Below are 14,284 nucleotides of genomic sequence, written 5' to 3'. Positions count from 1 at the left end.
AATGGCACTCGTTACAACAGCAGCAGTATGAACACGTACTGATAGAGGGTAATAGTGCAAACTATTAGCAAAACTTAGGTGGTACCACGAGTAAATTCGTCCTAATCGTATTAATGCGATTAGGGCTTTTTTTGTGGGAAAAAATAGTTGATTGAATCGACATTGGATGGATACGTTCAAGTCGCACAGGAGGAATTGCATCATGGCAGTATTAATCGGAGGCGCGTGGCCTTACGCAAATGGATCGTTACATTTAGGACATATTTCATCATTATTACCAGGAGATATTTTAGCAAGATATTACCGTTTGAAAGGCGAAGAGGTGTTATACGTTTCGGGCAGTGATTGTAATGGAACACCTATTTCAATTCGAGCAAATCAAGAAAATACAACCGTAACGGCAATTGCTGACCGTTATCACGAAGAATTTGTTGAAACATTTCAACAACTTGGCTTTACATATGATTTATATTCTCGCACAGATGCACAACATCACCATGAAGCAGTGCAAAGTATTTTCTTGAAATTATTGGAAAATGGTCATTTATATACAAAAAAAATTGAACAAGCGTATTGTCCGATTGATCAGCAGTTTTTACCGGATCGTTTTGTTGAAGGCATTTGTCCAGATTGTGGGGCAAAAGCGCGCGGCGATCAATGTGATCAATGTTCAAAAATTTTAGATCCATTAGATTTACTTGAAAAACGCTGCAAAATATGTGGAAATGAACCGGAAATAAAGGAAACAGAACATTTTTATTTTGCCTTTAGTCAATTTCAAAAACAGCTTGAAGCGTATGTTGAACAAGCGGCACAAGATAAAAGATGGCGTGAAAATGCCATTCATTTAACACAGCGTTATTTACAAGAAGGGCTGCCTGACCGCGCTGTGACAAGAGATTTACCAAATGGCATTGATGTACCCGTCGCTGGTTTTGAAGGCAAGAAAATATATGTGTGGATTGAGGCGGTTGCAGGGTATTATACCGCGAGCATGGAGTGGGGGAAGCAGCACCAACAAGATATCGGGAAATGGTGGAATGAGCAAACGAAGGCCTATTATGTACATGGCAAAGATAATATCCCGTTCCATAGTGTGATCTGGCCTGCTATTTTAATGGGAATTGAAAACAAGGGCTTGCCAACAAATATTGTTTCAAATGAATATTTAACGCTTGAGAAGCGAAAAATTTCAACTAGTCTAAATTGGGCAGTGTGGACGCCGTATATGGTAGAAAATTATCATCCAGATTCATTGCGCTACTTTTTAACGATTAATGCGCCAGAAAGTCGAGATGCTGATTTTTCGTGGAGGGAGTTTATTTATAGCCATAATGGTGAGCTTTTAGGAGCCTTTGCGAATTTTGTCAACCGTAATTTGAAATTTATTGAGAAATCCTTTGCAAGTCAAGTACCTCAAGTTGCGATTAATGCCGCAATGGAAAAGCTTGTCGGGCAACAATATGAGCTTGTAGGTGAATTCATTGAAAAAGGAACGAGTAAGGCAGCCCTAGAATCCATTTTTGACTTAATCCGAGCGTCTAATCGTTATTTTGATGAAGAAAAACCATGGGTCACGGTTAATGAACAGCCTGAAAAATGCGAAGAAACACTAGCAACTTGTGTGTTTGTCATTCAAAATTTAGCACAATTACTGCAACCATTTTTACCATTTGCATGTGCAGAAATTCAAAAAATGTTGGATACTTCATTGAATTCATGGACTGTAAAAACGACATTACCACAAGTAATCAGTAACATTCAGCCATTATATGAGCGCATTGATGTGAAACGAATCGATGAGGAATTATTGAAAATGCAGGAAAATGAAAAGTAAATAATAGTGCAAGAAGTAAAGTCATCATTTTTAAACGGAATGATGACTTTTCGTTTTTACATAACTAATTTTACCCACAAATTTTTAACAATGAGTAATTTGTGTAATTTTAAGTAAATAAATCAAATCATTTTATAATTTTCAGACAAAATACACAATAATTACCTTTCTTCTTTTGATAAAATAAAGTAGGAGGTGCATCGAGATGATGGGTGACGAAGCTAAAGCGTGGGGACTATTAATCAAATATTATCGCCAGGAGCAAAATTTAAAGCAGGATTATGTTGCTGTCGGGATTTGTACCCCTTCTTATTTAAGCCGAATAGAAAATGGTGTTGTCATTGCTGAGCCAAAGGTTTATGAGCTTCTTTTTAGACGACTAGGCATCGATTTACAGCAAGAACAAAATGAACGCAATAAAAAAATCGCGTTTCTTGAGCAACTTTACGAAAAGTTAATATCAAATGAAGCACTTTCTGATGAAGAAATTATACAGATGAAGAAAATACATACGAAACAATATCAACAGGAGCTTGCGATTTTCGCAGGGCTTATTTATACACGTCATTTATTAGCTGAAAATAACCTTAACGAAGCGAATGACTTAATTCAAACGATGGCGCCGTTCATAACATGGCGAAATGATCGGATGACGCAGCTTTACGTTTCCATTACGGCATTTGCACATTTATCGAATCATCAATTTATGGAGTTGGTCGAAAAGGAAAAGGCGCAGCATAGCGGGCAATTTTTGCTCACAGCAAGTGCTTTCGAGCGGGCAAATTATGAATATCATTTAGCGTTTGCTTCCCATCGTTGCTATATGTTTCAGCAAGCGCTTGTTCATATCGAAAATGCAACGAGGCTCTTTTCACATCAATATAAACCGCTATTTCAACTAAAGCTATATTCTATGAAGGGAGTGATTTACAATGACCTTCACCGTTTTCATGAAGCGCATATTGAATTTGATGCAGGCCTTGATTTACTGTCGAAAGTAGAAGCCATTCAAAGCCCGATTCAGTGGAGTTTTTTACATAATAATATTGCCTATTGCTTTGAATGTCAGGGGTTATTTGCACAGGCAATGCATCATTATGAACAAGCAAATGAGCATGAGGAAGACTTGCTTTCGGCCATCAACTGGATGCGTACATGCTATCAGCAAGGTGATATAGAAAAGCTTAATGCGCTGTTATTTAAGTACTCAGAACATCAATTTCAAGTAACGCATCAAATTTATCAAAGACAATTACTGCAATTCGCTAGTTGTGGGGAATTGACATTACCGGCATTAAAAGAGCTAGAAGAACGGATATTTCCATACTTTGACGAACAACAATATTATTCATTAGTGCTATATTATGCACCGGTGTGGGGTGATTTTTATGAGCAACTCCATGCATATAAACAGGCAAATATTTGCTATAAACGCGCATTGGAAGCAAGTGAAAAAGTAAGACAGCGCATGAGTAGCTAAGGGGGGAAATGTATGGCTTTTTTCAAAAAATACGGTGTGTTGCTAGGGGCACTCGGATTTTCTACTTTAGGAAATTGGATTTACTTAATCGCGTTAAATTTATCGGTATGGCATTTAACGAACTCTCCGGCAGCGGTTGCGGGAATTTATATTGTGGGTCCTATTGCACGTATTATAAGTAGTATTTTTGCAGGCTCCATTATTGATCGGCAAAATAAAAAGAAATTGATGATTATAAGTGATATTGTGCGGGGGATCATCGTTTGTATGATGCCATTTATGACATCTATTTGGCTTATTTATGTACTTATCTTTTTAGCGAATATCGCGGGCAGCTTCTTTGGTCCTAGTAGTACGTACGTCATCACAAAGCTTGTGAATGATGACGATAAGCAACGATTCAATGCACTAAACAGTACTCTTAGTTCAGGCTCGTTCATGATTGGACCGGCACTTGCTGGGGCAATTATAGCGGTGAGTAATACGAACGTTGCGATGTGGGTTAACGGCTTTACATTTTTCGCATGTGCGTGGGCTATTTCTTTATTACCTACGATTGCGGAAGACAATGCAATGAAACGACAAATGATTTCATGGCAGATGATCCGCACCGATTTCCAACAAGTGTGGGCATTTATTCAAAATCGACCTGAACTATTTATTTTTTTAACTGTTTATACAAGCGCATTAATGATTGCCTTTGCACTTGATTCGCAGGAAATGACCTTTTTAAAAGATGTACTGGTCACATCTGATACAATGTACGGCATTGTTGTAAGTGTCGCAGGTGTGGGAGCCATTGTTGGAGGAATCGCTGCAACGGCGCTCGTAAATAAACTATCGTTAAAAACTTATACCGGATTAGGCTTTCTATTAACGATTTTAAGCTATACGCTATTTTATGCGTCACCGACCTTGATTTTCGCAATCATCAGCTTTATTGCGCTCGGCTTTTTCATGGCATTTAGCAATTCGGGCTACGCGACCATTTATCAAAAAACAATTCCACCTACACTCATGGGACGTTTTGGTAGTTCTTTAAATTTACTTCAAAGCGTTGCTCAAATTATCTTCACATTGTTATTGGGAATGTTTGCAGAGTGGTATTCTTTGCAGCATGTAACGGTCCTATTTGCGCTCATCGCACTGTTACTTGCGATTTATTTATACTGGCATATAGCTAGGAATATGGATCAAATTCAACTATCAACTGAATAAAATGAATAGGGTAAGCTTTTGTGAAGGTCTTACGCGCGGGCTGTAGTAACGAAACGTAAGAAGTTTGTCACAGTATACATCATTTAGATAGCATTGAAAAATTCCCTTAGTATTTTTCGATCCGCAAAACATATAGTGTATATGGAACATATGTGAAGTAAAAATCGTTAAGTAAGGAAAGGGGATTTCGTGGACAAATCTTGGTCTAATCGGGGAAAAGATGCGGATGCTAAAGAACAACAGCTTGAGCAATTTCTTGTAAATAATGATGGGAAAAAGATGACGACAAATCAAGGTGTAAAAGTTTCAAATGATGAGGATTCGTTAAAAGCAGGAGTTCGGGGTCCAACATTAATGGAGGATTTTCACTTACGGGAGAAGATGACACATTTTGACCATGAGCGGATTCCAGAGCGTGTCGTGCATGCAAGAGGTTATGCAGCACACGGGGAATTTGTATTGTATGAATCTATGAAAGAATATACAAAAGCAGGATTTTTACAAAAAGCAGGGTCAAAAACGCCTGTCTTTTTACGATTTTCTAATGTTGTTGGGAGTTCTGGCTCGATCGATACAGCACGAGATGTGCGAGGATTTGCTGTAAAGTTTTATACAGAAGAAGGGAATTATGATTTAGTTGGAAACAATATTCCAATATTCTTCATACAAGATGCGATGAAGTTTCCTGATTTAATTCATGCCGCGAAGCCAGAGCCTAATAATGACATGCCACAAGCAGCTACCGCACATGATACGTTCTGGGATTTTGTCGCGAATAATCAGGAAAGCGCTGCTATGGTCATGTGGCAAATGTCGGACCGGGCGATTCCTAAAAATTACCGAATGATGGAAGGTTTCGGAGTTCATACTTTCCGTTTTATCAATGATAAAGGTAAGTCAAGATTCGTAAAGTTCCATTGGAAACCAGTATTAGGCGTTCATTCACTCGTGTGGGATGAAGCGCAAATGATTGCAGGAAAAGATACCGATTTTCAACGGCGCGATTTATGGGATTCAATCGAACAAGGTTATTTTCCAGAGTACGAGTTTGGTGTACAAATGATTGGGCAGGAAGATGAGTTTAAATTTGATTTTGATATTTTAGATCCAACGAAACTTTGGCCTGAAGAAGTCGTACCTGTAAAAATTATAGGGAAGTTGACATTGAATCGTAATGTTGACAATGTTTTTGCAGAAACCGAACAAGTGGCTTTCCATCCAGGTAATATGGTGCCAGGTATTGATGTTACAAATGATCCGCTATTACAAGGTCGATTATTTTCATATATTGATACGCAGCTCCTTCGTTTAGGTGGGCCTAATTTTGCTGAAATACCTATTAATCGACCGGTATGCCCAATCCACAATAATCAGCGCAATGGCTTTAGTCGGCAGGCGATTAATGTTGGTCGGGTTAGTTATCATAAAAACTCACTAGCAAATAATTCCCCTTCGACATCTACTGCAGCTGAAGGTGGGTATGTACATTATGAGGAAAAAGTGGAAGGGCATGTTACGCGTGCGCGAAGTAAATCTTTTGCGGACCATTTCTCACAAGCAAGGCTGTTTTGGAATAGTATGTCACCACCTGAAAAGCAACATATTATTAATGCCTTTAGTTTCGAAGTAGGGAAAGTGGCTAGTCAATCTGTCCGGCAACAAGTTGTGGATATGTTTGTCCATGTAGATAAAGAAATGGCGACCATACTTGCGAAAAATGTAGGCGTGAACAAACCGACTGGTGAACAATCAAAAATTACAGCATCCTCTCCTGCACTCAGTCAAGCGAATACAATCAAACTGCCGCAAACGCTTAAAGTCGGTGTGCTTATTGGCAATGGTTTCGATGCTTTAGAAGTGAATAATGTGCTTAAAACATTTAAAAAATTCGGTGTGAGATATAGTATTATTGCGGAGCGAATAGGGGCAGTAGTAAGTAGGGAAGGCGTCCAATTTACGGCGACTGAAACTTATTTAACAACGGACTCTGTCTTGTTTGATGCTTTATATATTGTCGGTGTAAGGGCAGACAATCAAGCGAAATTTAATCAAGATTTATTAATTAATATTAACCAAGCATTTCGCCATTATAAACCAATTGGCGTTGCACAAACAGGTATGCCATTTTTACAAGCATCGAATGCAAAAATTGGACCGGGTATTGTAGTAGCTACGGGCAATCCCGATTTTGGAGAACAATTTGTCGACGCCATTGCCATGCAACGTTTTTGGGATCGAGATATTTATTAATCTTGATTTAGCCGTATTCCTCCACATCTATAAGTGGGGGATGAATGCCAAAAAATGCAACTCTATTCAGTGGGGTGTTAAACCCTGGCTAAATTGGGGGACAAAGGCTAAACCCGTCACGTCCTGTGACAACGCCTTTGTGATCAACATCGTGTTGACCCAAGCCCCGGCGGATGTCACAGATTTTTAAGGGAAGTTTTTCGAGCGAGCTCGAAAAAATCTGGACGCAATTACGCCTTGGCGTAATTGATATGTTACACCGCGATAATCACAAAAAATGCCCGCCCTCACAATTAATGGAGAGGCGGACATTTTTGTCATTTATATGCTTACTACTATAGGAAGTGAATTATTTCCATAAACCAGCTTTTTCTAATTTCTTTTTACCATTGAATGCTACAAATACTAATAGTGCATTTAAAACTAACATAAAGCCAATTGCGTACAGTACAAATGTATAGCTACCAGTAAATTCGAAAATATAACCGTATCCTGGTAATGCTACGATACCTGCAACTGCTAAACCAATCGCAGCTGTAGAATAAATTTGACTGTATTCTTTATTTCCGAATAATGCTGTTGTTAATAGAGGTCCCATTGTTCCTAGTGAAGAAATGATGAAACCAAAAATAACGATCGCTACCATAAACAGTGTTTTGTTATCAGGAGCAGTTAAGAAAATACCTACTGGAATTAAACCGATTAACATCGCGAAAATTGCTGTGTTTTTTGCACCAATTTTATCACTTAATACACCAAATGATAAAGCACCAACTAAAATACCGATTTGCATTACACCAAGTGCAGTACCTGCAAATTTAATATCGTAACCAGCACCAATTGCGAATGGCGCTAAATGCTGACTGAAGCTCGCAATCGATGTAATGAAGAAGAAGAATCCAAATAAAGCAAAGAATGCGCTCGATTTTTTTGCTACAGCAGCTGTTACACCTTTAGCTGTTTCTTCAGGAGCAGCAGTTTTATCAGTTGTTGCTACCTCATCCGTACCAAGTGGTTGTAAACCTTTTTGTGAAGGAGTCATTCGAATAAATAATAGAACAAGTGGAATAATAACCACTGCTACCGCAATACCTGAAGCGATATAAGAAAATCTCCATCCTTGATCTGCAATTAAAGTACCAACTACTGGTTGAATAATTGCACCAAATACACCACCGATTGCAACCATAAGACCGATTGCTAAACCGTTATGTTTTTTAAACCAGTTATTAATTAAAACAGGTCCTACCATTTGTGTAATGAAAATTGAACCGATTGCCATTGGGATACTGAATAAGTACCAGCCCCATACTGAGTTCATAAATCCGAACATTGCGAATGAACCTGCCATTAAAGCAACAGAAACGATTAAAATTAATCGGATATCATATTTCGCCATTAATTTACCTGCAATTGGTAAGAAAATCATTGTAACGATCGATGCGATACTAAAGTAAAGTGTTAAGCTACCCATCCCAATACCTAAGTCTTGAGTAACAGGAGCTAAGTATTGTCCACCTGCAGTTGAAATACCATTTTTACCGACAGCAACTATAATCGATACAGCGATTAGTAGTAACCATGCATAATGGAATTTTTTGTTTTGTTTACTCATAATAAAATCCTCTTTTCCCTAATTTATATATAATTCCGATTGTTAGTGCTAAATGGTATTTAAGTTATTTATCAATACCACTTCTTTGTTGATATGGTTCCTGTTTTCCTCCTTAGTATGCATATAATATTTACATCTAAAATTTTTATGAAATTTTAGAGTTATTTCTTGTAAACTCAATGTATTTACGATTTTGTGAACGCTCACACTAAAAATAAAGAAGTGCAATGCAATAAAATCATATATCGTCGCCTATTAAATTGTTTAACGTTAAACTATCAAGGTTTGAGTTAACATATGGAACTATAATAGCCCGAATAATTAAATGTGTCAATAATATGTATTTTGTTTGATTAATCAATTAACTCTAGATTCATATAAGTAGGATTATATGGTAATATGAAGAAGATAAATAATCCCTAGGTTACTATAAGTGTACTTAAAAGGAGCTGTTAGTATTGATTAATCAATTAAATGAATCTAAAGTTTGTGACAAAGTGGAAACAGCCTATCAATTGATAGGGAAGAAGTGGGTGTGTTTGATCATTCATTCACTAATGGAAGAACCGAAAAGATTTAGTGAAATTAACGCTATTATTCCCGAATTAAGTAAACGTATGCTAACAGAGAGAATGAAAGAGTTGGAGGAATCTGGAGTTGTCCTGCGAAATGTCATAATAAACCGTCCTATACGTACAGAGTATTCTCTAACAAGAAAAGGACATGAATTAGGTATTGCCCTTCGAACGGTGGAGAACTGGGCAGATAACTGGCTATAAAAGTTGAATTCGGAATGGAATTCTTAGGTTAGAAAAAGAATTCCATTCATTCAAGTTATTCCTGTGAATTGTACTTTTGAATTTTTGGTCTGAAAGCCAAGTGTTAATTGGAAGTACAAATAAAGTTAGTACTTACAATGTCGTATTTCCAATTTAAATTTCTCTAGGAATGCTTGTGCAATAGGCGAGCTTTTTTGTTTCTTATGTTGAATAAGACAAAATTTAATCAATGTTGAATCTACGTTTTCTAAATACCTCGCATTCGTTTCTCCATTTAAAATTGTCGGTTCATATTCGAGGGAATAATCAAGCGCGAATGTTATGCCAATTTCGTTTTTGAGGGCTGTTCGAATAGCATCTGTATTGTTGGTTTTAAATAGAATGTGTAAATTCCCATGATGCTCCTCGAAATTTCGTATAAACCAATTAATAGGTTCATCATCATAAATGACAAATGTCTGATTCAAAAAATCTTGAGGTAGAAGTGATTTCTTAAAGGCTAAAATAGAATTATTATTAAAACAAACTTTTATACGCCCATTAAAAAGTGTTTCAACAGTAAGGTCTTCATGATGTTTAGTGTCTTTGTAAATATTAATGAGGCCAATATCACAGTGATTATTCAACACATCTCTCACAATTTCTTGAGAACCTTTTTCTACAATTTGAATATGGACATTCGGATGTTCCTTTTTTAAGAGTGTTACTACATTTATTAATATAGGCATGGTGCCTGGTATGGTAGCCACTTTCAAATGTCCATAAAGTTCATCCCCCCAAGAGTTTGCGACCTCCATTAATCCATCATATGTCAACATTAAATGCTTGGCTTTTTCTATTATTTTTATGCCGAACGCTGTTAACTCAATTCCTTTTCGTGAACGGATGAAGATTTTATTTCCTAATTCTTCTTCAACAGCCGTAATTGACTGACTAATAGCTGATTGTGTTATATGTAAGTTTTGGGCCGCTACAGTAATTGACTTCCACTTCGCCACTTCTAAAACATATTGGATTCGATCAATTTTCACCTTCATCCATCCTTTCAATCATTAAAAAAACTTAACAAACACATTAATAAGATTAAATTTACTTTATTATAAAACAATTATATCATTATTTACAAGATTGAGAATATTCAATCGGGTTGTTTTGTAAGCGTTTTAATAAATTGTGTTATTGAATATTATTTAGGGGAAGTAAGTGCATTCAAAGGGGGGCAATAAAATGAATCTTAACATTAATGAATTATTAGGTAATAGCGCTACTAAATTTGGGGAAAGAAAGGCCATTATATTTGGTGATACGAGTATAACGTATTATGAACTACAGCATAAAGTAGTTCAGTTTTCGCAAGTTTTAACGACGAAGGGCATTCAAAAAGGGGATAAAGTTTCTCTTTTATTAGGGAACTGTCCTGAATTTGTGATTGCTTATTTCGGTGTCCTTCGATTAGGAGCGGTCGTTGTTCCGGTTAACCCTACTTACACTGAAAACGAACTGGAATACATCTTGGGAAATAGTCAGTCAAAACTAGTGATTGCTCATGCCACTTTAGAGTCAATGGTCCCTAATTTGCAAGAAACTTTACCTTGCCTAGAAAGTGTGATCTATGTAAATGAGATGGAACAATTACTGACTACTTATGATGGATGCCTATCACCTACGGTTATTAACGACGATGAGCTTGCGGTAATTTTGTATACCTCAGGAACGACAGGAAAACCAAAAGGGGCCATGCTTTCTCATAAAAACATGGTATCCAATGCACAATCTCTTAATGAATTGATTGGTATTACAGAAAAAGATGTTATGGTAACCGTTTTACCAATCTTCCATGTGTTTTGTATGACGGTTTGTATGAACGGCCCACTTGCAAAAGGTGCTGCCATACTAATGGTTCCGAAGTTCATTCCTAGTGAGGTCATTAAAGCTATTTCGAATGAAAGTGCTACCTTATTTGCAGGTGTACCTACCATGTACAATTATCTCTTGCAAATACCCGATGAGCTTGTGCCAAGTTTTTCATCCATTCGTGCTTGTATATCAGGTGGTTCCTCTTTACCACTAGAGGTCCTGCAAAACTTTGAGGCGAAATATAACGTAGCAATTGCAGAAGGCTTTGGTCTTTCCGAATGTTCGCCAGTTTCAGCATTCAATCCTATAAAAGGTAAAAGAAAGCCCGGATCTGTCGGGGTAGACATTCCTGGTGTGACTAACAAAATTGTGGATGCTGACGGAAATGAAGTACCTAGAGGTGAAATTGGCGAATTAATTGTCAAAGGGCCTAATGTGATGGTCGGATATTTAGGAATGCCTGAGGAAACGGCTGCGACGATTCAAGATGGATGGCTCTATACAGGCGATTTAGCCACAATGGATGAAGAGGGCTATATATTTATCATAGACCGAAAGAAGGATATGGTGCTGACTGGCGGCTACAATGTGTATCCCCGGGAAGTTGAAGAGGTATTGTATGAACACCCAGATATTATAGAAGCAGCGGTGATCGGTATACCGAATCCTACATTTGGGGAATCGGTGAAAGCATTTATTGTATCTCAATCGACTGAACTTACGGAAAATGAGGTCATCTAATACTGCCGACAGAAGCTAGCAAATTATAAAGTACCGAGAGAGATTGAATTTTTGGAAGAGCTTCCGAAAAACACAACCGGAAAAATTTTGCGAAGAAGTTTAAGGGATAATGTCCTCACTACTAATTAATGTGAAGCATTGATGGGGGATTCAATCCCTACTAATCCTTAGATGACCAAATCATGTTCTAAAGGCATCTGGATTCGCTTTGGCAAATGAGATCGAAACCTTGCACCTTTTAGAACCAACTATCGGGTATTATTTCAAATTTATATATACCAAATTAAACGTGGAAGTAGGATGAGGAATATGAGTAATCAAACGAGTAAGCAACTTGAAGGTGTAATGGATGCAAATTATGTAAATGTAGAAGCACTACCGTGGTTTGACTTTTTTGGTACAGAAGCAAAATTGTGTAAGGTAAACGCGATTACAGGACAGTTTATTGCAATCTTGAAGGGGAAACCTGGAAGTGCTCTGCCGATTCATGTTCATCATGGTCTAGTTATTGTGCATACAATTCAAGGTCAATGGAAATACTTGGAGCACGATTGGATTGCGAAGGCAGGAGACGTCGTTTATGAGCCAGCAGCTTCTCTACACACTTTAATAGTACCTGAGGATCAAGAGGAAGATGCCATCTTAATGAATATTGTTGATGGTGCAATTGAATTTAGAGACGAAAATGGTCAAATTATATATATGCTAAATTGGCGAGAAGCCGTTCAACTGTACTTGAACCATTGTGAGGAACATAACTTGGAAGTTTTAGATTTAGGACAAGGTTTTACGAATTAAATAGAAGCTTTATACTTTAAAGTAGTTATTAAATAACATATATTTGTAAAAAGTCGGTTTCCATACTTTGGGGAAATCGACTTTTTGCATTAGGAAATGCTTCAAATTTTTACGTTATTAGAAGGGGTGTTTTATGATGAAAGTAGCTGTATGATGCAGTAAAGAAAATGGAGAGTAAAAAATATAGAGGAACGTAACCTTTTATCAGGAAAAGTCAAAGAGGCTTGGATGGGTCTTAGCGGCAGTCTTTTGTATGTATATCATGGTTTTGGAGTAATATATCAGTAGGAAGCTGGGCAGAGTGATGTTTGTAAAGCATTGAATAGGATAGGCTCATTTTGGGTATGTATTTCCTGTTTTAAACGTAGCCGTGTATTTTTCGTGGAAGTATACAAATGAATGGATTTATACATAAAGTGGAATGTTAGTAATTAAGAATAGTATCAGATATAAAGAAAGGGGAGTTCATATGAAAAAAATAATGATTGCTATGTTTTTGATCTCTTTTTTTATAATGCCAAAACAAAGCTTTGCACTGTCGTGTGTAGAGCCTTCTCCACCAAATATTGCTTACGAAGAATATGATGCTGTTATTATTGGCACGGTAGAAAAAATAAAAGAAAAAAGTGAAGAAAAAATCCTAACAATAAAAGTTCAAAAAAGTTACAAAGGCGTAGATAAAAAAATTATCACAGTAAAAGAAAATATTATGTGGGGAGAAAGTCAACTTAATACCGATTATTTATATTTCCTTAATAAAGAAGGGGAGAATTGGGTTCATCCACTTTGTTCTCCCACAACAAACAACACGGAAATAGCAGATGAATTTTTAGGTGATAAAGTAGGAATGGCTTTACATCATGTCGATGAAAACGGAATCGACTTTAAAAAGTGGGGACTAATTGCTTTTTCAGCAACACTTTTTATTACTGTATTAGTTGTTTTTTTTATAAGGAAAAGGAAGCAAAAATAATTTGCAATTTATTAAAAAGGCGAAAACCTGTAATTTAAATGGTTTTCGCCTTTTGAATGTAAAAGAAATTATGGACCCGTTGTAATAGAAGAATTTTTTATCGCAGACTACCGCTCTAAGAATAAATGGTATAAAATTGTAAATGACCATATGACGAGGGGGATGCTCATGTTTCCAATTTTACAAACAGAACGATTAAATTTAAGGGAAATTGAACTTGAAGATGCAGCGGATATTTATAATGTTTTTTCAAATGATGAAGTAACGAAATACTACGGAATGAAAACATTTGATACGATAGAGCAAGCTGAAAAGTTAATTGAGGCATTTGCAATCAGCTTTCAAGAAAAGAGAGGCATTCGTTGGGGGATTGAAATAAAAGGCAAAGCGGGTTTAATCGGGACAATTGGTTTTAATTTATGGTCACCTGCGCATAGAAGGGCAGAAGTTGGTTATGAAGTTCATCCTGATTTTTGGAGAACCGGCTATACATCCGAAGCACTAAAGAAAATCGTTGAATACGGCTTGCAGGAAATGAAGCTTACACGCATAGGCGCGGTTGTTTTTCTGGAAAATGAAGCGTCCAATCAGTTATTGTTGAATCAAGGGTTTGAAAAAGAAGGCCAGCTGAAAAACTATATGTATCAAAATAATAAGGCGCATGATGTCACGATGTATTCGAAAATTCCAAAAATCAATTGTAATGAGGAAATATAAATGCAAACACAAACTCAAA

10 protein-coding genes, 1 pseudogene and 1 other annotated feature (1 of these 12 running past the window's edge) are annotated in these 14,284 nt (G+C 36.9%); of the genes and pseudogenes, 9 read left to right on the top strand and 2 right to left on the bottom strand.

Features of this window, described 5'->3' with window-relative positions; all coding sequences use genetic code 11:
* Positions 1-107: a binding site (T-box leader), on the top strand; it begins 133 nt to the left of the window's first position.
* A gap of 95 nt (positions 108-202) precedes the next feature.
* From metG to ACQKIH_RS14115, 4 genes are all read left to right on the top strand, one after another.
* A complete protein-coding gene (gene metG / locus ACQKIH_RS14130) occupies positions 203-1,837 on the top strand; it encodes a methionine--tRNA ligase (RefSeq protein WP_427767059.1) in 1,635 nt (544 codons plus the stop codon).
* A 205-nt stretch (positions 1,838-2,042) separates the two neighbouring features.
* Positions 2,043-3,317 (top strand): helix-turn-helix domain-containing protein, encoded by a 1,275-nt coding sequence (locus ACQKIH_RS14125; protein WP_427767056.1) that lies wholly within the window; start codon positions 2,043-2,045, stop codon positions 3,315-3,317.
* Positions 3,318-3,329: 12 nt separating this feature from the next.
* The gene (locus ACQKIH_RS14120) at positions 3,330-4,535 is read left to right on the top strand and encodes an MFS transporter (protein WP_427767054.1); all 1,206 of its coding nucleotides are present in this window, start codon (positions 3,330-3,332) and stop codon (positions 4,533-4,535) included.
* A 189-nt stretch (positions 4,536-4,724) separates the two neighbouring features.
* Positions 4,725-6,785 carry a catalase gene (locus ACQKIH_RS14115; protein WP_427767052.1) on the top strand — a complete coding sequence of 687 codons (2,061 nt, stop codon included), beginning with the start codon at positions 4,725-4,727 and terminating at the stop codon, positions 6,783-6,785.
* A gap of 349 nt (positions 6,786-7,134) precedes the next feature.
* Here ACQKIH_RS14115 and ACQKIH_RS14110 read toward each other — a convergent pair whose 3' ends face one another.
* On the bottom strand, positions 7,135-8,400 hold the full coding sequence (locus ACQKIH_RS14110) for an MFS transporter (RefSeq protein WP_427767049.1): 1,266 nt from the start codon (positions 8,398-8,400) through the stop codon (positions 7,135-7,137).
* A gap of 458 nt (positions 8,401-8,858) precedes the next feature.
* On the opposite strand from ACQKIH_RS14110, the gene ACQKIH_RS14105 reads away from it, so the two are divergent.
* Positions 8,859-9,179, top strand: coding sequence for a winged helix-turn-helix transcriptional regulator (locus ACQKIH_RS14105; RefSeq protein ID WP_427767046.1), 321 nt, complete (start codon positions 8,859-8,861; stop codon positions 9,177-9,179).
* Between the two features lie 125 nt (positions 9,180-9,304).
* Here ACQKIH_RS14105 and ACQKIH_RS14100 read toward each other — a convergent pair whose 3' ends face one another.
* Entirely contained in the window at positions 9,305-10,210 is a 906-nt protein-coding gene (locus ACQKIH_RS14100) for a LysR family transcriptional regulator (protein WP_427767044.1), read from the bottom strand.
* A 196-nt stretch (positions 10,211-10,406) separates the two neighbouring features.
* On the opposite strand from ACQKIH_RS14100, the pseudogene ACQKIH_RS14095 reads away from it, so the two are divergent.
* The 4 genes and pseudogenes from ACQKIH_RS14095 to ACQKIH_RS14080 all read left to right on the top strand — a co-directional run bounded on the left by ACQKIH_RS14095 (position 10,407) and on the right by ACQKIH_RS14080 (position 14,265).
* Positions 10,407-11,906 (top strand): annotated as a pseudogene (locus tag ACQKIH_RS14095) (long-chain-fatty-acid--CoA ligase).
* Between the two features lie 180 nt (positions 11,907-12,086).
* Positions 12,087-12,575, top strand: coding sequence for a 2,4'-dihydroxyacetophenone dioxygenase family protein (locus tag ACQKIH_RS14090; RefSeq protein WP_057985051.1), 489 nt, complete (start codon positions 12,087-12,089; stop codon positions 12,573-12,575).
* A gap of 469 nt (positions 12,576-13,044) precedes the next feature.
* Positions 13,045-13,548 carry a hypothetical protein gene (locus tag ACQKIH_RS14085; protein ID WP_427767040.1) on the top strand — a complete coding sequence of 168 codons (504 nt, stop codon included), beginning with the start codon at positions 13,045-13,047 and terminating at the stop codon, positions 13,546-13,548.
* Positions 13,549-13,716: 168 nt separating this feature from the next.
* Positions 13,717-14,265, top strand: coding sequence for a GNAT family N-acetyltransferase (locus ACQKIH_RS14080; protein WP_427767037.1), 549 nt, complete (start codon positions 13,717-13,719; stop codon positions 14,263-14,265).
* Positions 14,266-14,284: the final 19 nt, after the last annotated feature.

The sequence above is a fragment of the Solibacillus cecembensis genome (genome assembly GCF_050272495.1).
GTDB classification, from domain to species: domain Bacteria; phylum Bacillota; class Bacilli; order Bacillales_A; family Planococcaceae; genus Solibacillus; species Solibacillus cecembensis.
Note: the sequence above shows the minus strand (reverse complement) of the source record. Positions and strands in the feature narration are given on the sequence as shown.